This is a genomic window from Nonomuraea sp. NPDC049378 (assembly GCF_055586745.1).
On record NZ_JBVJHP010000044.1, the window covers coordinates 1 to 18186 of the forward strand.

An 18186-nucleotide genomic window follows, 5' to 3' on the forward strand; every position below is an offset into this window, starting at 1 on the left:
CCTCCTACTTCATGAAGTCACCACCCGAGCAGTACTCCGACGACCAGGCCCGCGACTACGTCGAGAAATTCATCCGCGGAGAGGTCGAACGCTGATCGTCACCGCCGCCCGGAACCCGGGCGGCCCCGGTATGTCCCCTCAGCCGGTCACCGGTTCAAGAGCGAATGACTGCCGGTTCGTCCGGGCCCTGCGGATCGCCCATGACTGCGCGCGGCTGGACAGCAGAACGCCGAGCTCGAGGCGGCTTCGCGCGCCCACGAGGGTCATGGTGCGGGATACGTGCCGCTGGACAGTGCGCGAGGAGATGTCCAGCTTGTTGCCGACGGCCTCATCGGTCCATCCGGCGGCGAGCAGCAGGATGACCTCCTGCTGTTTCCTGCTGATCAGTCCACCACGCATGCAGGCGTTGAGCCATTCAACCAATGCGTACACGTGTCTCCTCTCGAATGCAGACCTCGAACAGCTGGGCCGAGACATACGGACGGCTCACGTCGCTGGCTGGACTTACTGGCCTTCGCCGCTGGATCGCCCGGGCGCACGGGGCGCAACACCTGGAGTAAATGCTTTCTAACAGCCCCCGGTATAACGCAGGTATCTTTCTAGCGGCCCCTGGTATAAAGCGGGTATGCGGTAACACGACCGCTCAGGAGGCCCGGCTCCGGTCCGACGGCATGCGTCGCCGCGATCGCGCGGGGCCGTGCTCCGGGTCCGCGCGGCAGGCCTGGGCGGAAGGCCGTCTCCCTAGCGCAGGTTCTCCGCGACGGTCACCCAGCGCAGGGTCTCCGAGAGGGGGATGCGAAGGTCCGCGGCTCCCCTGACCACCGCGGTGAAGTGCTCCACCTGGGTCCGGAACTGGTTGGCCGCCGCGGGGGTCCACGTCCGGTCGCCGTGAGCGGTCGCGAGGCGGATGGAGCCCGCTCCGGACGCCAGGAAGGGCAGCTCCAGATCGAGGACACCGGCGGTGCCCACCAGCAGGAGCCGTTCGGCGAACGTGCCGGTGAACCCCCAGGACGCCGTGCCCGTCGCGCCTGACGCGAAGCGCAGCGACGCGGAACCCGCGACGTCCGGACGGCCGGTGAACGTGCCGTGGGCCTCCGCCACGTCACCGAGCAGCCACATCAGAGCGTGAACGCAGTAGCAACCGAGGTCCCAGAACGCTCCGCCGCCCAGCTCGGCGGAGAGGCGGAAGTCGTCCGGCTCTCCGAGCGGAACGGAGAAGTGCGCGTGCGCGGTGGTGATCTCGCCGATTTCGGCGAGGAGCGTCGTGAAGGCGGGGGCGTCGTACTGGGGGTGGAAGCGGTACATGAACCCCTCCATCACCACCCGACGGCCCCGACCGGCAGCGGCGGCGGCGATCTCCTTCACCTCGGCCGACGATCTGGCCATCGGCTTCTCGCAGAGCACGTGCTTGCCGGCCTCCAGCGCGCGCACGGTCCACTCGGCGTGCAGGGAGTTGGGCAGCGCCACGTAGATCGCGTCGACGGCCGGGTCGGACAGGACCTCGTCATAGGAGCCGTACGCCCGGGCGCCGGGATGGCCTTCGACCATCTCCGCGGCCCTGCCGAGATCGCGGGCGCCGACGGCGGCGAGGCGCGCCACGGAGGAGGCCGCCACCGCCGGCAGGAAGTCCGAGCGAGCGATGCGGGCCGCCCCCAGCACTCCCCAGCCGAGCGCCGTCATGCCGGAAGCCCCGCCCAAGGCATGGGTGTCACGGGCTCGAACGCGGACTCGATCTTCGTTGTGCCGCACTCCGTCATGGCGAGGATGATCTCCAGTACGTGCAGGGCCTGGCGGGCTGACACGCGGGCCCTGCGGCGCTCGATGACGGCGTCGGCCACTTCGGCCACCCCCCGCGCGAAGTCCATGTCGTGCATGTCCTCGCCGGGCTCCCGGTAGCGGTGGGGGTAGTCGGCCGGCCGGACCAAGGGGAAGGTGACCGGCGGCTCGAGATAGTGATCGCACGTCTCCCGCCGCTCGGCGGGCACCACCGCCCGCAGGGTGACACCGGCACCGTAGTCCCAGCACTCGGTGACGCTCAGCACGCCGTCGTCGCCGATGATCCGCAGCGCGCGGTCCTCGGGGGCCAGCGTGGAGCAGGTCAGCCTGGCGATCACACCCGAGGCGAAGCGCAGGGTCGCGGTCGTGAAGTCGGGCGCGAAGTCACAGCCGGTCATGCCGGGCACCTTGCCGGGGACCACCAGCGCCGAGAACGACGTGACCTCCGTGACCGGGCCGAAGAAGGCGGTCAGCCAGTTCAGGTAGTACGCCGCGTGTTCCAGGGCCGGACCCACGCGGAACTCGTCCAGGTAGGGCCACGGCGCACCGGACTCGCTGACCCAGGTCCAGTACGGCATCTGATGGATGGCCCCGTCGTCGAGTTCGGCGTAGACCAGCCTGGGGCGCCCCACGACGCCGTCGCGCAGCGCACGCCACAAGGTCTGCGCCGTCTCCCCGAGCAGGGTGCACGGGCCGGCGCCGAGGGTCAGGCCGCGGGACTCGGCCAGTTCCACGAGCTCGCGCGCCTCGGCGAGAGAAAGGGCGAGAGGCTTTTCCGAATAAACGTGCCGGCCCGCCTCGAGAGCAGACCTGGTCACGTCCGCATGGCTTCGCGGATTGGTGAGGTTGACCACGATGCGGACGGATTCGTCGGCCAGCAGGTCGGCCATGGACGCGAAAACAGGAATGCCGTGGTGGCGGCTGAAATCCGCGGCCCGCTCCGGAACGGCGTCATGGACGCCGACGGCTCTGAGCTGCGGGTGGTTGGGGAGAGTGGTCGCATAGTAGTCGGCGACATATCCACATCCCACTATCGCGATGCCCATTGGTTCCTGCATGCCCAGCACCTTAACCCGTTCCCTATTACGGTAATAGGACCCTGAACGGGCATAGCCGTTCAGTCAGCTGGTCGCCCTTCTCCGCCATGGCTATGGTTGCCGAAATGCAGCGTGTTTTGCATTCACCCGGAAGGGGAAATCGTGGCGCAGGTCGTTCGTCCACCTGAGTCCGTGCCGTGGGCGGGCCGCCTCGAGATCGCCCGCCTGGCTTTTCCGATCCTGTACGGCGAGATCGTGGGTGTCGTCACGCCGCTCATCATCCTGGCCATCATGGGCCGCGTGGACGAGGAGGCGCTCTACCTCAGGTCGCTCTACATGCCGCTCGCCTTCCTCTTCATCGCCTTGCAGATGGGCCTGGACATCAGCAACCAGGTCGCCGCCGCGTTGAGCCGCGGCCGGGGACGACCCCAGGACGTGCCGCCCTCGGCGGCGAGCATGGCCGTCGTGGGCGGCGCGGTGTGGGGGGTCGTCGCTCTCGCCGTCATCGCGGGCGCACCCTGGATCGCCTCGCTGCTCGACGTGCCGCCCGGTTCCACGGCGAACTTCGTGTCCTTCGTGCGCTGGATCTGCTGTGCCAACCTGTTGTGGTTGCCGGTGTCCTTGTGCTCGTCCAGCCTCAGGGGCTACGGCCACGCGCGCAGCGCGGCAGGTGTGGTCCTGCTGGGCGCCGGTGCGGAGATCGCCACGGTGGCCGTCCTCGGGTTCGGCACCGGCCTCGGCATGTACGCGCTGCCGATCGCCATGGCTACCGGAGCCGTCGCCGCGCTCTCCTACGCCGTCGTCGCGCTGGCCAGGACCGACGTATGGCGATCGAGGGGGACGTTCGGCTGGCGGCCGGAGGCGATCGGCCACCTGGCCGGCGCCGGCGGGCCTATCACGATCTCGTTCCTGGTGATCGCGGCGAGCAACTTCGGCCTGATGTGGGTGGTGGCGCCGTTCGGTCCCGACGTCGTCTCAGGGTTCTCGGTAGCCGTGGCCCTGGAGACGCTCATCCTGGTCCCGTCCACCGCCATCGGCTCCGCGACGGCGATCACGATCAACCGGTTGCGCGGAGCCGGCCGGCCCGATCTGGTGCTGCCGGTCATGAAGGCGGGCATGGGGCTGGCGTGGCTGACCTACGCGGTGCTGGCCCTCGCGGTGTGGCTGCCTCGCGCTCCGCTGGCCTCGCTGGTCGCTGGGACGCCCGACGTCGCCGCGCAGACCGAGCTCTTCCTCGGCATCGTCGGGCTCACGTACGGGTGCATGGGGATCACGGTCACCGCCATCGTGGTCGTCGAGCAGATCGGTGGCGGGGTCCTCGCGCTCCTGCTGAACATCCCGTATTTCCTGGGAGGCGTCGTCGTGGGAGCGCTGCTCGCGCGGGAGGTCGGCGTCCAGGGCTTCTACTGGACGCTCGCCGCCCTGAACACCGTGGGCGTGCTGGTCGCGCCCCTGCTCACGCGCGGATTCGTCCGCCGCCGCTTCCCCGAGGGGGACCGATGAAGGTCAGCGTCGCCATCATGCATCATCCGGCCCGCGCCCACCTGGTGGACGCCCTGGTCAGAGCCTGCCTGCCGCTGGTGGCCCGGGTGGTGACCGATCCGGACCCGTCGGGCGTCCGCAGCCCGCTGCGCACGGCCAAACGCGCGTGGGCCGCCGTGGCCGAGGGCGCCACCCACCACCTGGTCATCCAGGACGACGCGCTGCTCTGCGACGGTTTCGCCGCGCAGGTCATGGCCGCCGTCGCGGCCAGGCCGCGGCACGTGGTGGCCCTCTACTCCGACTGGAACAGCCCGCAGAACTCCTATCTCGTACGCCGGGCCGCGGCGGCGGGCGCCGCGTGGGCCCCGCTCTCCCGCACCGACTGGGCGCCCGCCGTCGCCCTCATGATGCCCGCCGACCAGGCCCGCGCGCTGGCCCGCTATCTCGCGCCGATTCCCGACGAGGTGATCGACGACGACGAGATGATCGCCCGGTTCTGCCGCGAGCGGCGCTCGCCGATGCTGGCCACCATCCCGCACCTCGTGGAGAAGGGGAAGGTCGAATCCCTCACCGCGCACGAGGACCTGTATCACGCGACCGTGTTCGCCGGCCGGACCCCGCCGCCGGCGGCTCACTGGGCGCGCGATCCGGCGCAGGACGCCGCGCTGGCGGCCAGGTTCGAGCGGGCGGATCCCTGGGAGCACGTGGTCGAGCTCCGCGGCTCGCGCTGCTACCTCCGCTTCACCCGCCCGCACACGGAGGAGCCGGCCGGACACGAGTACGGCTGGTACTGGCACGACTGGGCGCCGCTCGTCGGCATGGATCCGGGCGCGGTCCCTGGGCAGGGCGTGCGGGCCGAGGTCTGGGCGGCGGGATACCTGCTCGGCGCGGACACGCCCGCGTTCGGTCCCGCGAACTGGCTCCGGCCGGCCCTGGCCACGTGGGTCGAGTCCGGCCTGCGGCCCGCCGACCGGTCGCGGCTCGGCCGTGAAGAGCGCGCCGCGCTGACGGAGGCGTGCCTGGAAGGCTTCTCGGTCAGGAGGACCGCCGATGTCGCCGGCTGAGGACCTGCGGGCTGTGGCGGAGCGGATGGCCCGCAGGGAGGCGCGGCTGAACCGCCTCATCGCCCCCGACCAGCCACCGGGTGTCATCCGCCCGCCCGCTCCCGACGTGGTGATGCGGGTGGTGCCGTGCCCGGTCTGCGGTGCCGCGGGCGCCGATCCGCCGTTCGACCACTGGAGCGTGAGCGGCGAGGAGAGCGAGCTGCCCACGCTCGCCGTGCTCGGTTGCGAATGGCTGACCCCGCGGGCGGTGTTGCCCATGGCCGTCGCGATCGAGCATGGGACAGGGCCGCTCGCGTACCGGACGCGGGCCGTGGCGCGGCTGGGCCTTCAGGACCTGCGGGCCGTCGACCGGAGCGAGACCTGGGCGGACGCCCTCGCGGACGGGCGCGGCGCCGCGGGCGACGACGGCGAGGCGACGTTGCCCGCCGTGACCAGGGCGCGGGACGGCGACCTCCGGCCGATGTTCACCGGCCCGCACGCGCCGGAGTCCGAGACGCGGCTCAACGCCATGTATCTGGAAGTCCGGCTGACGACCATGACCGAGGAAAGCATATGAAAGACGTGACCTGGCACAAGGTCCCCTTCACCGGGAACCGCGCGGAAACAGGGCCCGCCACGTGGGGCCAGCGGCAGGTCTGGCGTGACCTGCGCCAGATGCCGGGCGGCACGCCGTACAACGTCGCCTGCCCGCTGACCGTCGCCGAGGGCATCGGCCTGGACGACGTGCTGGAGTTGACGGCCGAGCTGGTCGGGCGGCACGAGTCCCTCCGCACGGTCTTCACCGACGAGGGCGGGCTCACGCAGCGGGTGCTCGCCTCCGGCGAGATCCTGGTCGGCGTCCTGGACGAGCGGGGAACAGGCCAGGACGAGGTGGACGCGCTGGCGGAGCGGCTGCGTGAAGAGGATTTCGACCACGCCGCCGACGCGCCCTTCCGCGCGGCCGTGGCGGCGCGCGACGGCGTGCCGTACGCGGTCGTCGTGTGCGCCACCCACATGGCGACGGATCTGCAGAGCATCCGGCTGCTCGCCGCGGAGCTGGAGCGCATGCTCGGCAGCCGGGCGGAGGGAGGCCCGCTGCCCGAGCCCGTGCCGGCCGCCCAGCCGCTCGATGTGGCGGCCGCGGAGCAGTCCGACTCCGGGCGGCGGATGGAGTCGGCCGCGCTGGCCAACGTCCGCTCCACGCTGAGCGCCTTCCCGCGCGCCAACTTCTCGCGGCCGGCCGGGCCCGCTCAGACGCCCCGCTACCGGCAGGCGGGCCTGAGCTCGTACGTGGCCGCCGCCGCGCTGGACACGCTGGCCGCCCGTCACCGGGTCGGCAGCTCGACCGTGGCCCTGGCCGCCGCGGCCGCGATGCTCGGCACGGTCACCGGCCGTGACGAGGTGGGCCTGCTGCTCGTGGCGGGCAACCGCATCCCGGCCGAGTTGCGGCATGCCGTGGGCACCCTCACGCAGGACGTCCCGGCGCTGATCGAGGTGGCCGGCCCGGCGTTCTCCGACGTGATCCGGGCGACCTGGAAATCGTCGATCCGCGCCTACCGCCACGGCAGGTTCGATCCGGACAAGGCCTGGGACGTCATCGCCGACCTCGGCGAGGAGAGGGGCGGGCATCCGGAGCTGCGCTCCTTCTTCAACGACTACAGGACGCCCTCCGCGCCGGTGATCCGCCCCGGCGCCCCGGCCGCCTCCGAGCTCGGCTGGGCGGACAGCACCGACGAGGACGGCATCACCGTTTTCGTGCAGGTGGGAGACATGCCCGGGCATCCCGGCGCGGTCCTGCTGTCGCTGTGCGCCGACACCACGTACATGCCTCCCGACGCCATCGAACGGTACCTGTGGGGCGTCGAACGGCTGCTGGTCGACCAGCTCTCCCACGACGTGCAGGTGGCTCGGCTCGGAGAGTACGCGTGATCCCGCGGCTGGACCCCGGCACGCGGGTCCTGGGGCAGGGACGCGTCCTGGTGGGCGGCCATCCCCGCCGGGTGATGCACCTCGATCGGGCCCAGGCCGGCGAGGTCGCCCGCTGGCGGGCCGGGCGGCCGGTGTCCGGCCCGCATCGCGCACTCGCCCGCCTGCTGGTGGAGGCGGGGCTGCTGCGGCCGGAGCCGGGAGCGGGGGGACCGGCGGAGGCGGAGGTGACCGTCGTCGTCCCCGTGCACGGGCGCGCGCGGGAGCTGGCCGCGTGCCTGGCCGGGCTGCGCGGGCTCGCGGTGATCGTGGTGGACGACGGTTCTCCGGACGACGAGGCCGTGTCGAAGGTCGTCTCCGATGCCGGGGCCGCCTACGTGCGCCGGGACACGCGAGGCGGCCCGGCCGCCGCCAGGAACACCGGGCTGGCCGCTGTGACCACGCCCTACGTGGCGTTCGTGGACTCCGACTGCGTCCTGGAACCCGGCTGGCTGGACCGGCTGCTGCCGCACTTCGCCGACCGGGAGGTGGCGGCGGTCGCCCCGCGGATCGTGTCGTACGGAGTGGAACGCGGCTGGTTGTCGCGTTACGAGGCCACCCGTTCCGCGCTCGACATGGGTGACACCGCCGCGGTGGTGAGGCCCGACGGCCCGGTGCCGTACGTGCCGACGGCGGCGCTCGTGGTCCGGCGGTCGGCGGCGGGCACCGGTTTCGACGAGCGGCTCCCGCTGGGGGAGGACGTCGACTTCGTCTGGCGGCTGGTCGGTTCGGGGTGGCAGGTCCGCTACGAGCCCGGCGCCGAGGTCGCTCACCGTCACAGGGTCCGGCCGGGCAACTGGCTGGCCCGCCGCGTCGAGTACGGCACCTCGGTGGCGGCGCTGGAGCGCAGGCACCCCGGCGCCGTCCCGGCGCTCGACGCGTCCGCGTGGGGCGTCCTGGCCTGGGCCGCCGCGGTGTGCGCCCCTGGCCGGGCGGCCCGCGCGGGCCTGGCGGCCGCCTGCGTGGCCGTCCACGCGGCCGGCCTGGCCAGGGAACTGCCCGGCGAGCCGGCGCGGGCGGCCGCGCTGGCCGCCGCCGACACGCTGACGGCGGGCCGCCTGGCCGGAACGTCGGTGGCGCAGGTGTGGTGGCCGCTGGCGCTGCCCGCCGCGATCGCCGTCCCCCGGCTGCGCCTCCCGCTCGTCGCCGCGCTGGTGCTGCCCGCGCTGGCCGAGTGGGTGGAGCGCCGCCCGCCGCTCGACCCGGTCAGATACGTCGCCGCGCACGTGCTGGACGACGTCGTGGGCGCGGTCGGGGTGTGGAAGGGGATGGTGCGCGAGCGGATGTTCCGGCCGCTGTTGCCGCGTCTCAGGCGTACTCGATCAGGCGGGCCTTGATCGCCGTGACGACCGCCGCGGTCCTGTTGGGCGAGTCCAGCTTCAGCAGCACGCTGGCCACCAGCCTTTTCGCGCCGTGCTCCGAGATCGACAGGCGACGCGCGATCTGCCTGTTGCTGAGGCCGTCGGCGAGCAGGGACAGCGTCACGCTTTCCCGTGCGGTGAGGCTGACCGGCGGACGGCGCTGTGGCGCGTCCGCCGTGGACGGCGGGCCTGACGCGCGCGTGAGCAACTCCCGGGCCAGCCGGTCGGGAATGGCGAGCTCGCCCGCGACCACCCGGTGCAGGGCGTCGCGCAGATGATTCGCCGTGATCTCCTCCTGGATGAGGTAACCGTCGAACTGCGAGGAGAGGGTGAACTCGGGGCGGGTCACCTGGGCCTCGTCGAGCAGGAGAATGGTCTTGACGTCGTTTTCGCGCGTGCCGGGCAGCGCTTCCGTGGTGATCAGGACATCACAGGCGTCGCCGTCGACCGTGAGGTTCACCATGGGGACCTGCCGCAGAACGGTCTCCAGACCTCGATGAAGCAGCTCGCTGCCGACGAGAATCGCGACGTTGATCGGTGCGGTATCTGTGCCTTCAGGAAAGGTCGGCGTCATGACTCGCATCAAATACGGTCGTTGTTGGGCAGGGCCAGGCATTTGACGAGTTCCGGACAGCGAGCTCCGCGAATTCCGCGAGGCGGTCCGACAGGCGCCTCCCGTGCGCGGCGAAGAGCGGACCCCAGGCCACGAAACCGGACCGGCGCCCCGTTCCCGGCTCCCCGGGCACTCCCGCGAAACCCCCTCCCGCCGCCCTGACCAGTGACCGCCCGGCGGCCACGTCCCAGACGAACACGTCCGCGTTCACGGCCAGGTCGGCCCGGCCCGCGGCCACGTAGGCGAGCGCCAGCGCCGAGGACCCGATCCTGCGCACGTCCGCCGTCTCCACCAGCTCCGCGTGCAACCGGGCCTCTGCGGGGTCCCGGACGCCCGGCGTCGGGATGTCGGTCAGGACGACGGGCAGCGGATCGGGCTCCACGACGCGCGGGGGCGCCGGACGGCCGTCGATGCGGAGAACGCCGCCGGCCGCGGTGAACAACTCGCCGCGCGTCGGCTCGTAGACGGCTCCGCCGACCGGCTCGCCGCGCACCGACACCCCGATCGACACCGCGTACAGCCCGAGACCGCGCGCGAAGTTGTGCGTGCCGTCGATGGGATCGACGTACCACTCGACCTCGCCCGCTCCGCTCGAGCCCGTCTCCTCACCGACGATCACGCTGTCGGGGCAGGACGCCGACAACATGGAGCGGATCAGCGACTCGGCCTGCCCGTCCGCCTCCGTCACCACGTCATGCCGGCCGCTCTTGGCCCGGGTCTCGACGCCGGGGCCGTAACGGGTGACGAGGAGCGAGCCGGCTTCGACGGCGGCCGCGGCGGCGAGGGCGACCAGCCCGACGTGATCCATCTCCTCACCCTAGGCGGGTGAGGGGCCCGCGGCACCGGCTCGTTCGGGTATGCCCTCTCGCCCGGCCGATCGCCACTTATGTCCCGTCCGGACCGGTCGGCACGCTGGAGCACACACACCTGGAAGGGCCTGAAAAATGGCAATGGGACTGACGTCCGAGCGCAGCAGGTCGGACGCTCACTGGGCCGCGGAGCAGCGGGTCATCGGGCCCGGTCTGCAAGCCGTGATGTTGTGGTCGAAGCTCTGCGTCGAGCATGCGGAAGGCGCCATGCTCACGGACGCCGACGGGCACGAGATCGTGGACTTTCAGGGCGCCGGCGGCGTCAACTCGATCGGACACTCCCACCCCCGATACGTCGCGGCGCTGGCCGCCCAGCTCACCGGCACCCCCGCGGGCGCGTTCGGCTCGCCCGCCCGACTCGACATGGTGAACGCCCTGAGCCGCGTGCTCAGCGCGCCCCTCGACCGCATCCAGCTCTACAGCGGCGGCACCGAAGCCGTGGAGGCGGCCCTGCGACTGGCCAAGTCGGTCACCGGGAAACACGAGTTCCTGTCCTTCTGGGGCGGCTTCCACGGCAAGACGATGGGCAGCCTGGCGCTCACGTCAGGAGCCAGGGCCGGGCTGGGCCCGCTGCCCGCGGGAAACTTCAGCGCACCCTACGCCAACTGCTACCGCTGCCCGCTGAAGCTGAAGAGCCCCTCCTGCGGATTCGCGTGCGTGGACCTGGCGCGGGACGTCATCAAACGCGAATCGACGGGGGCGCTCGCCGCCATCGTGGTCGAGCCCGTGCAGGGCCGGTCGGGCAACGTCGTCCCGCCCGACGGCTACCTCGCGGCGCTCAAGGAGGTGGCCGAGGAGTTCGACGCCCTGCTCATCGCCGACGAGATGATGACCGGCTTCGGCCGTACGGGAGCGCCGATGGCCTACCGGCACGAGGACGTCACCCCGGACATCGTGACAGTGGGTAAGGGAATGGGCGGGGGGTACCCGGTCACCGGGGTGATCTCCACCTCCGACCACATGTCCGCCGCGCCCTTCTCCGACCCGAGCGCCAGCTCCTCCAGCTTCGGCGCGTTCCCCATGGCCTGCCGGGCGGTGGCCGCCACCACGGACGTGCTCGTCGAGGAGGACCTCGCGGAACACGCGCGCAAGCTCGGGGCCGAGCTGCTGGAACTGCTGCGCCCGCTGGCCGACGAGGCGCCGCTGGTGGGAGACGTACGCGGGCTGGGCCTGGCCATCGGCATCGAGCTGGTGGCCGACAAGGCCACCAAGGAACCCGTGTCCGGCCAGGTGTTACGCGAGACGTTCCGCGCCCTGCTGGAGGCGGGCGTCCTGGTCATGACGGGCGGCAACACGTTACGGCTCTACCCGCCGCTCAACGTCGACGACGACCTCGCCCGGGAAGCCGCCGGCGTGATCCGCGCGACTCTGGCAGGAGGCGCCCGATGAAGGTGGCGATCGCGGGCTTCGGCGTCGCCGGCGCGGCCCGGCTGTCGGCCTACCGCCGCCTGGCGGGCGTGGACGTGGTCGCGGTCGTCGACCCGTCGCCGGCCAGGCAGGAGACGGCCAGGCAGGCCGGCATCCGCGCGTACGCCGAGCTCTCCGAGCTGAGCGCCGAACACGCGCCCGACGTCGTGGACGTGTGCGCCCCGCCCGGTCACCACCGCGGCCTGGCCCTGGCCGCGCTAGGATCCGGCAGCCACGTGATCTGCGAGAAGCCCGTCGCCTTCCGCGCGGCCGACGCGCTCGACCTGACCGAAGCGTCGAGGCGGGCCGGACGGCTGCTCTACCCGGCGCACAACTACCTGTTCTCGCCGATGATGCGGCTGCTGGAGGAGTGCGCGGCCGGCGCCGGGACACCGCGGACGTTGTGCTTCCGCATCGAGCGGCAGACCCACGCCAGGGGCAACGACTCCTACCGGCCTGACTGGCGGCGTGACCCGGAGATCGCCGGCGGCGGCATCCTGCTGGACCACGGCTCGCACTGCGTCTACATGGCCGCCCGCCTCTTCGGGGAACGACCCGCCAAGGTCTCCGCCGTGGCCCGCTGGCAGAGCGAAGGCCTCGACGAGGCCATCGAGGTGCGGCTGCACTTCCCCTCGGGCATCGCCGACATCGAGCTGAGCTGGGTCGGCGACCGGCGTACGAACCTCTACACCCTGGCGGGCCCCGCCTCCTCGGTGACCATCACGGACGGCACCGCCGTGCTGACCGGGCCCGGCGGTGACGAGGAACGATCGCTGGAGTCGCCCACGCGGAGCTCCACCCACGAGGAATGGTTCGCTGACCTCTTCGCCGACTTCACCGACCGGCTGGCGCGACCCGCGTCGTGGGCGGAGCCCCTCCACGACGTCGTCTCGACCGCCGAGGTCATCGAGGCGGCGTACACGTCGGCCCGGCGGGACGGCCAGCCCGTCCAGCTCCGGCAGGGCTGACCGATGTGGTACGCGGGCATCGGATGGGAGAAGGACGCGTACGAGCTGGCCGTCCTGGATCACGCGGGAGCCCACGTCGTGCCCCCGCTCCGCCTCGAGACCGTGGGGGTGGAGGACGTCGTGGCCCGCCTCCTCCGGCTGGCCGGACGCGAACCGCTGATGTGCGTCATCGACGCCACCAACGGGGTCGTCGACGGTCATCTGACGGCCGCGGGACTCGACGTCTACCGCGCCGACGGCGACGTCGCACCGCTGAGGCGGGCGTTCGGCTCGCCGGACGCGGCCGTCCTGGCGGAGCTGGGGCGTACCGACAGGTCACGCCTGACCAGGATCGTCCTCGACTCGGGCACGCTCACCGGGCTCGACCAGCGGATCGAGGAGGACCTGGAGTCGGCCGCGCTCGTCGAGGCCGAGCAGGTCGCCTCGGGCCGGTGCCTGCCGCACGGCAGCCGCGTGCACCCGAAGGTCGCGCTCACCTTCGACGACGGCCCCCACCCCGACCACACGCCGCGCGTGCTCGACCTGCTCCGCCACTACCGCGTTCCCGCCACCTTCTTCTGCCTCGGGCTGCACGCCGCGGCCCATCCCCACCTGGTGGCGCGGATCGCGGAGGAAGGCCACAGCGTGGGCAACCACACGTGGTCACATCCCTACCTGCCCGACCTCACCAGGCAGGAGGTCCTCGCCCAGGTGGACAGGACGGCCGAGGTGCTGGCCGGGATCACCGGGCAGGTCACGACGTTGTTCCGGCCGCCCTTCGGCGGCCGCGACGCCGACGTGCTCGGGTGGCTGGCCCGGCACGGACAGACCACCGTGCTCTGGGACGTCGAGGCCGCGGACTGGGCGCTGCCCGGCGCTTCGGCGATCGCCCACCAGGTGATCGGCGACACGGACTTCGGATCCGTCGTGCTCCTGCACGACGGCGGCGGCGACCGTTCGCAGACGATCGAGGCGCTCCCGCTGATCCTGGAGACCCTCATGGTGAGCGGGTGCAGATTCGTGCCCGTCGAGGACCTGATCGACGCCGACGAGCAGAAAGAGCGCGTGGGATCTTCATGGACATCCGCATAAGCGTCGCGATCATGCATCATCCGCGCCGGGCCGACCGGGTCACCTCGCTGCTCGCCTCGTGTGCCCCGCTCGACGCGCGGGTGATCGTGGATCCGGACCCGTCGGGAACCCCCAGCCCGCTGCGTACGGCAAAGCGCGCCTGGGCGGCCGTGCCCGACGACGCCACCCACCATCTCGTCCTGCAGGACGACGTACGGCTGAGCGCCGGATTCGCCGCCCACCTGGCCGATGCCGTCCGCGCGCGGCCGCGGCACGCCGTCGCCCTCTACTCCAACTGGAACAGCCCGCAGAACTCGTACTTCGTCAGGCGGGCCGCGGCGGCCGGCTCCGCGTGGGCGCCGCTGTCGCAGGAGGAGTGGATCCCGACCCAGGGGCTCGTGCTCCCGGCCGAGCGCGCCAGGGAGCTGGCCGCGTACCTCGCTCCCATCAGCGACGACATCCGCGACGACGACGAGATGGTCGCGCTCTTCTGCGCCGAGCGCGGACTGCCCGTGCTCGCCGCGGTGCCGCATCTGCTCGACCATGAGGACACGCCCAGCCTGGCCGGACATCCCGGTTCCTTCCACGCGACCGTCTACGCGGGCGACACGCACCTCGCCCCCGGACACTGGCGCACGTGGGACGACCGGGAGCGGGGGACGTTCGCGGTCGAGCTCATCGACTCCCGGTGCTTCCTGCGGCTGTTTCGTGCGGGAGAGCCCGTGGAGCATCCCTTCGGCTGGTACTGGGCGGACTGGTCGGCCCTGATCGGCCTGGATCCGCGGCGGATCCTCGCCGCCCTGCCGCGCCGGGACGTCCCCGCGTACGCGCGGGAGTTGTGGGCAGCCGCGTACATCCTCGGGGCGGACGCGGGTGAACGCGCGGGCCCCGGCGCGGACTGGATGCTCCACCGGGCGATCGCCTCGTGGGTCGCCTCGGGGCTCGGCGCCGCCGACCGTGCCCGCCTGGACGAGCGTTCGTCCGCGGCTCTGGCCGGGCTCGGCGTCGAGGCCGTCGAACGCGGTCGGGCGGCGGCCCGGCCGCGTCTGGAGGAGCTCGTCCGTGCGTGAGGCAGCGACCATCACCGAGCGGATGGCCCGGCGGGAGGCACGGGCGCTGCTGCTCATCCCGCCCTCGATCCCCGCGCCGCCAGGGGTGCTCGATCCCCAGGTCAGCCTGCGTTCCGTCACCTGTCCCCTGTGCGGCGCCCGGCCCGAGCAGGCGCTCGCCGAGCGGCCGGACGACCGGCCGGTCGTGACGACCCTGGCCTGCGAGACGCTCGCCGACCGGGCCCTGCTCGCGGTGCTCGCCGCCGGCTCCGGGCGCTACCTGTCGCGGGGGGTGTTCGTGGCCAGGCGACCGTCGTCCGCGAACGTGACCGAGTTGCTGACCGCCCTGGACGCCGCCGAGAGCTGGGCGGATCCGGGCAGGAGCGGCCCGGGCGCCGACGCGGTGGTGCCCGCCTCGACCCGGGTGGCGAACGAGGTGCCTTCGCACTTCCTCTCGCCCCACGCCGAACTCGACGACCTGAACACCCTCTACACGCGGGTCCGGTACGCGGCCGTCCGGGCGGGGCTGTGAAGCCGATCAGGCATAGCCCTTGGGCCGCCCGAACGCGGCTGTCGCCTCCGAGAACCGGACGAAATCATCCCATCAAGTTCCCATCAGGGAGGGTTGCATGCCTGACCACGACACCTTGACGGCGCTCCTGCGGGACTGGGCCGTCGTCCGCGGCGATCAGGAAGCGGTCGTTTTCGCGACGGACCCGACGGACGCCGCCGGAGACCAGTGCCTCACCTACGCCGAGCTGGATCGAGCCGCGCGCCGCGTGGCCGCGCTGCTCCACCTGCACGCCGACCCGGGCGATCGGGTCCTGCTGCTCAACGAGCCGGGCCTCGGCTTCGTCACGGCCTTCTTCGGCTGCGTCTACGCGGGCATGATCGCGGTTCCGGCGCCGCCGCCCGGCGGTCACCGCAGCCACCAGGCCCGCCTGGCGGGCATCGCCAGAGACGCGGGCGTCAAGGTGGCGCTGGCCGAGCAGGCAGGGCTGGACGGCGTACAGGAGTGGGCCGCCGACGCCGCTCTGGAGACGATGACCTGCCTGGCCGTCGACGGAGCGCTCCCGCCGGCCGAGCAGTGGGCCGACCCGGGGACGACCGGCGCGCAGAGCCTGGTCTTCCTGCAGTACACGTCCGGTTCCACCGGAGACCCCAAGGGCGTCATGGTCGACCACGGCAACGTCCGGGCGAACACCGAGCTCTTCTGCCGGCTGACCGGTGCCACATCAAGGACGCGCTTCGGCGGCTGGCTGCCGACCTTCCATGACTTCGGGCTGATCGGCCTGCTGCTGACCCCCCTGTGCCTGGGCGCCACGACGGTGCTGATGTCCCCCCTGGCCTTCGTGAAACGGCCGCACGCCTGGCTGCGGCTGCTCGACCGGCACCGCGTCAACCTCACCGCCGCCCCCAACTTCGCCTTCGACCTCTGCGTGCGAGCGGTCACCGAGACGCAGGCGGCCGGGATCGACCTCTCCTCGGTCACCCAGGTGCTGAACGGATCGGAGCCGATCCGCGCCGCGACCCAGCAGGCCTTCATCGAGCGCTTCCAGCCTCATGGGCTCGATCCCGTGGCCATGCTCCCCGCCTACGGCCTGGCCGAGGCGACCCTGGCGGTGAGCTGCTCCGACCATCGGCGCGGCCCGGTGACCACCGGCGCGGACGCCTTCCAACTCGCCCTCGGCCACTTCGTGCCCGCCCTGCCGGCGGGTACGGAGGAGCACACCCGGCACCTGGTCTCCAGCGGGCCCGCCCGCGACGAGATCGTCATCGTGGACCCCGTGAACGGCGAGATCCTGCCGGACGGGCAGATCGGCGAGATCTGGGTGCGCGGTCCCCAGGTGGCGCGCGGCTACTGGAACCGTCCTGACGCGACGAGGGCCGTCTTCGGAGCGACCACCGGCCGGGGCGGCGGCGACTACCTGCGCACCGGCGACCTCGGGACGATCCACGACGGTCAGTTCTACGTGACGGGCCGGATCAAGGAAGTGCTGATCGTCCACGGGCAGAACCTCTACCCCCAGGATCTGGAGGCGACGGTGCGCGCGGCGCACCCGGCGCTCGCTCGCGGGGTCGGCGCGGTCTTCACGGTGCCCACCCCGGACGAGGAGATCGTGATCGTCCAGGAGTGCCGCGCGCACGCCCTGGAGGACATGACGCCGTCCGGCCTCGCCGCGCAGATCCGCAGCGCCATCCGGCGTGACTTCGGCGTCGCGGTCGGCGGCGTGGTCCTGGTCAGGCCGTCCCAGGTCCGGCGGACCACCAGCGGGAAGATCCAGCGCGGGCTGACGCGCGACCTGTTCACCAAGGACGAGCTCAAGGCCGTGCACGAGGAGCTCACGCCCGCCGTGCGCGCTCGCTACCGGGTGACATGAACGAAGGAGACGTCCGTGGACGATCTGCGTAGCTGGCTGACCCAGCGGGTCGCGTCCTACCTCGGCAGGGATCCGTCGGAGATCAGTCCTTCGGTGTCGCTGGCGACGTACGGGCTTGACTCGGTCTACACGTTCGCGATGTGCGGCGACATCGAGGACCATCTGGATCTGCGGATAGAGCCGACCGTGGCCTGGGACTACGAGACCATCGACGCGCTGGCCGAGCACTTGAGCACGCTGGTGGAACAGCGATGACCGACCTGCGGGAAGTCGCCGTCCACCTTCCGCCGCAACGCGTGGCGATCGCCTCGCTCCAGGACGAGCTGGGGCTGACGGACGCGCAGCTCAGGGCGTTCGAACGGTTCTTCGGTCTCTCGCACGTCCGCCGCGAGCCCGGCGGCACCGGCTACGACCTCATGCTCGCCGCCGCCGGCAAGCTCAGCGAACTGCACGGCCAGGAGGACCGCGTTCGCTACGTGATCCAGGCACGGAGCATGCCGGTCGCGACCGTCTACCCGAGGAGCGACGTTCACGAGGTGAGGCGGGCGCTCGGGCTGCGCCGGGCGCAGGCGTTCGCCATCGTCCACCAGGTGTGCGCGTCGGGGCTGCTCGCGGTCGACCTCGCCGGCCGGCTGCTGGCGGCCGACGGCGATCCCGACGCCCTCGCCCTGATCCTGACCGGCGAGAAGACCTTCACCACCATGGCGAGAACGGTGCCCGGCGCGGCCGTGAACGGTGAAGGGGCGGCGGCGCTCCTGGTCGGCGTCGGCGGCGGGCACGATCGGGTGCTCGGATACGCGACGCGCACGTACGGCAGGTTCCACTCCGGTTACGTGCTCCCTGACGAGTTGAACGCCGACTTCCAGCAGGTCTATCCGAACGCGGTGGCCGACGTCCTGACGGCCGCCGTGGACCGGGCCGGGATCTCCCTCGACGACGTGGCCCTGATCCTGCCGCACAACGTCAACCGCGTCTCCTGGGTGCGGGTGTGCCGGCTCATGGGTTTCCCGCTGGAACGAGTCCTGCTGGACAACGTCCCGGAGACCGGCCACTGCTTCTGCGCCGACTCCTTCATCAATCTCCGTACGGCTCAGGAACTCGGCCGGTTACGGCCGGGCGACCGGTACGTGATGGCCGCCGTGGGCTTGGGCGGGTTCTTCTCCGCCATGGTGTTCGAACACTGAA

At 72.0% G+C, this 18186-nt stretch carries 18 protein-coding genes; 13 read left to right on the forward strand and 5 right to left on the reverse strand.

Annotated elements, in window-relative coordinates; genetic code table 11:
* Positions 1-138: 138 nt before the first annotated feature.
* The 3 genes from ACZ6SA_RS48265 to ACZ6SA_RS48275 form a co-directional block, all read right to left on the reverse strand.
* Positions 139-432: a helix-turn-helix domain-containing protein gene (locus ACZ6SA_RS48265; RefSeq protein WP_347647658.1), complete on the reverse strand. Its 294-nt coding sequence runs from the start codon at positions 430-432 to the stop codon at positions 139-141.
* A 309-nt stretch (positions 433-741) separates the two neighbouring features.
* Positions 742-1680 carry a Gfo/Idh/MocA family protein gene (locus ACZ6SA_RS48270; protein ID WP_347647659.1) on the reverse strand — a complete coding sequence of 313 codons (939 nt, stop codon included), beginning with the start codon at positions 1678-1680 and terminating at the stop codon, positions 742-744.
* Positions 1677-2834, reverse strand: a complete 1158-nt coding sequence (locus ACZ6SA_RS48275) for a Gfo/Idh/MocA family protein (protein ID WP_347647660.1) — start codon at positions 2832-2834, stop codon at positions 1677-1679. The genes ACZ6SA_RS48270 and ACZ6SA_RS48275 overlap by 4 nt, the downstream gene beginning before the upstream one ends.
* A 141-nt stretch (positions 2835-2975) precedes the next feature.
* Here ACZ6SA_RS48275 and ACZ6SA_RS48280 point away from each other — a divergent pair, with 141 nt between their 5' ends.
* From ACZ6SA_RS48280 to mftF, 5 genes are read left to right on the forward strand one after another with little or no spacing between them, the layout of a single operon-like run.
* Positions 2976-4316 (forward strand): MATE family efflux transporter, encoded by a 1341-nt coding sequence (locus tag ACZ6SA_RS48280; RefSeq protein ID WP_347647661.1) that lies wholly within the window; start codon positions 2976-2978, stop codon positions 4314-4316.
* Positions 4313-5359, forward strand: a complete 1047-nt coding sequence (locus ACZ6SA_RS48285) for a hypothetical protein (protein ID WP_347647662.1) — start codon at positions 4313-4315, stop codon at positions 5357-5359. Before ACZ6SA_RS48280 ends, ACZ6SA_RS48285 begins: the two co-directional genes overlap by 4 nt.
* Positions 5346-5915, forward strand: coding sequence for a hypothetical protein (locus ACZ6SA_RS48290; RefSeq protein ID WP_347647663.1), 570 nt, complete (start codon positions 5346-5348; stop codon positions 5913-5915). The genes ACZ6SA_RS48285 and ACZ6SA_RS48290 overlap by 14 nt, the downstream gene beginning before the upstream one ends.
* A complete protein-coding gene (locus ACZ6SA_RS48295) occupies positions 5912-7267 on the forward strand; it encodes a condensation domain-containing protein (protein ID WP_347647664.1) in 1356 nt (451 codons plus the stop codon). Before ACZ6SA_RS48290 ends, ACZ6SA_RS48295 begins: the two co-directional genes overlap by 4 nt.
* A complete protein-coding gene (gene mftF / locus ACZ6SA_RS48300; RefSeq protein WP_465836145.1) occupies positions 7264-8640 on the forward strand; it encodes a mycofactocin biosynthesis glycosyltransferase MftF in 1377 nt (458 codons plus the stop codon). Before ACZ6SA_RS48295 ends, mftF begins: the two co-directional genes overlap by 4 nt.
* On the opposite strand, the gene ACZ6SA_RS48305 is transcribed toward mftF, so the two are convergent.
* Together ACZ6SA_RS48305 and ACZ6SA_RS48310 are read right to left on the reverse strand one after the other, a co-directional pair.
* A complete protein-coding gene (locus ACZ6SA_RS48305; RefSeq protein WP_465836147.1) occupies positions 8612-9238 on the reverse strand; it encodes a helix-turn-helix transcriptional regulator in 627 nt (208 codons plus the stop codon). The genes mftF and ACZ6SA_RS48305 overlap by 29 nt on opposite strands.
* Positions 9219-10085, reverse strand: coding sequence for an inositol monophosphatase family protein (locus ACZ6SA_RS48310; RefSeq protein WP_347647667.1), 867 nt, complete (start codon positions 10083-10085; stop codon positions 9219-9221). The genes ACZ6SA_RS48305 and ACZ6SA_RS48310 overlap by 20 nt, the downstream gene beginning before the upstream one ends.
* 136 nt (positions 10086-10221) lie before the next feature.
* Here ACZ6SA_RS48310 and ACZ6SA_RS48315 point away from each other — a divergent pair, with 136 nt between their 5' ends.
* The 8 genes from ACZ6SA_RS48315 to ACZ6SA_RS48350 all read left to right on the forward strand — a co-directional run bounded on the left by ACZ6SA_RS48315 (position 10222) and on the right by ACZ6SA_RS48350 (position 18185).
* A complete protein-coding gene (locus ACZ6SA_RS48315; protein ID WP_465836150.1) occupies positions 10222-11535 on the forward strand; it encodes an aspartate aminotransferase family protein in 1314 nt (437 codons plus the stop codon).
* Positions 11532-12521 (forward strand): Gfo/Idh/MocA family protein, encoded by a 990-nt coding sequence (locus ACZ6SA_RS48320; protein WP_347647669.1) that lies wholly within the window; start codon positions 11532-11534, stop codon positions 12519-12521. The genes ACZ6SA_RS48315 and ACZ6SA_RS48320 overlap by 4 nt, the downstream gene beginning before the upstream one ends.
* Before the next feature lie 3 nt (positions 12522-12524).
* Positions 12525-13592 (forward strand): polysaccharide deacetylase family protein, encoded by a 1068-nt coding sequence (locus ACZ6SA_RS48325; RefSeq protein ID WP_465836152.1) that lies wholly within the window; start codon positions 12525-12527, stop codon positions 13590-13592.
* Positions 13577-14641 carry a hypothetical protein gene (locus tag ACZ6SA_RS48330; protein WP_465836154.1) on the forward strand — a complete coding sequence of 355 codons (1065 nt, stop codon included), beginning with the start codon at positions 13577-13579 and terminating at the stop codon, positions 14639-14641. Before ACZ6SA_RS48325 ends, ACZ6SA_RS48330 begins: the two co-directional genes overlap by 16 nt.
* A complete protein-coding gene (locus ACZ6SA_RS48335; RefSeq protein ID WP_347647672.1) occupies positions 14634-15152 on the forward strand; it encodes a hypothetical protein in 519 nt (172 codons plus the stop codon). The genes ACZ6SA_RS48330 and ACZ6SA_RS48335 overlap by 8 nt, the downstream gene beginning before the upstream one ends.
* A 97-nt stretch (positions 15153-15249) precedes the next feature.
* Positions 15250-17001 (forward strand): fatty acyl-AMP ligase, encoded by a 1752-nt coding sequence (locus tag ACZ6SA_RS48340; protein WP_465836157.1) that lies wholly within the window; start codon positions 15250-15252, stop codon positions 16999-17001.
* A 15-nt stretch (positions 17002-17016) separates the two neighbouring features.
* Positions 17017-17256, forward strand: coding sequence for an acyl carrier protein (locus ACZ6SA_RS48345; RefSeq protein WP_347647674.1), 240 nt, complete (start codon positions 17017-17019; stop codon positions 17254-17256).
* A complete protein-coding gene (locus ACZ6SA_RS48350; protein ID WP_347647675.1) occupies positions 17253-18185 on the forward strand; it encodes a 3-oxoacyl-[acyl-carrier-protein] synthase III C-terminal domain-containing protein in 933 nt (310 codons plus the stop codon). Before ACZ6SA_RS48345 ends, ACZ6SA_RS48350 begins: the two co-directional genes overlap by 4 nt.
* Position 18186: the final 1 nt, after the last annotated feature.

What these genes read in the sequence shown, in the direction of transcription:
- ACZ6SA_RS48315 (WP_465836150.1), top strand. Translation starts at nt 10,222, where the DNA reads ATGGCAATGGGACTGACGTCCGAGCGCAGCAGGTCGGACGCTCACTGG.
- ACZ6SA_RS48340 (WP_465836157.1), top strand. Translation starts at nt 15,250, where the DNA reads ATGCCTGACCACGACACCTTGACGGCGCTCCTGCGGGACTGGGCCGTC.
- ACZ6SA_RS48290 (WP_347647663.1), top strand. Translation starts at nt 5,346, where the DNA reads ATGTCGCCGGCTGAGGACCTGCGGGCTGTGGCGGAGCGGATGGCCCGC.
- ACZ6SA_RS48270 (WP_347647659.1), bottom strand. Translation starts at nt 1,680, where the DNA reads ATGACGGCGCTCGGCTGGGGAGTGCTGGGGGCGGCCCGCATCGCTCGC.
- ACZ6SA_RS48320 (WP_347647669.1), top strand. Translation starts at nt 11,532, where the DNA reads ATGAAGGTGGCGATCGCGGGCTTCGGCGTCGCCGGCGCGGCCCGGCTG.
- ACZ6SA_RS48305 (WP_465836147.1), bottom strand. Translation starts at nt 9,238, where the DNA reads ATGACGCCGACCTTTCCTGAAGGCACAGATACCGCACCGATCAACGTC.
- ACZ6SA_RS48285 (WP_347647662.1), top strand. Translation starts at nt 4,313, where the DNA reads ATGAAGGTCAGCGTCGCCATCATGCATCATCCGGCCCGCGCCCACCTG.
- ACZ6SA_RS48350 (WP_347647675.1), top strand. Translation starts at nt 17,253, where the DNA reads ATGACCGACCTGCGGGAAGTCGCCGTCCACCTTCCGCCGCAACGCGTG.
- ACZ6SA_RS48330 (WP_465836154.1), top strand. Translation starts at nt 13,577, where the DNA reads ATGGACATCCGCATAAGCGTCGCGATCATGCATCATCCGCGCCGGGCC.
- ACZ6SA_RS48295 (WP_347647664.1), top strand. Translation starts at nt 5,912, where the DNA reads ATGAAAGACGTGACCTGGCACAAGGTCCCCTTCACCGGGAACCGCGCG.
- ACZ6SA_RS48275 (WP_347647660.1), bottom strand. Translation starts at nt 2,834, where the DNA reads ATGCAGGAACCAATGGGCATCGCGATAGTGGGATGTGGATATGTCGCC.
- ACZ6SA_RS48325 (WP_465836152.1), top strand. Translation starts at nt 12,525, where the DNA reads ATGTGGTACGCGGGCATCGGATGGGAGAAGGACGCGTACGAGCTGGCC.
- ACZ6SA_RS48310 (WP_347647667.1), bottom strand. Translation starts at nt 10,085, where the DNA reads ATGGATCACGTCGGGCTGGTCGCCCTCGCCGCCGCGGCCGCCGTCGAA.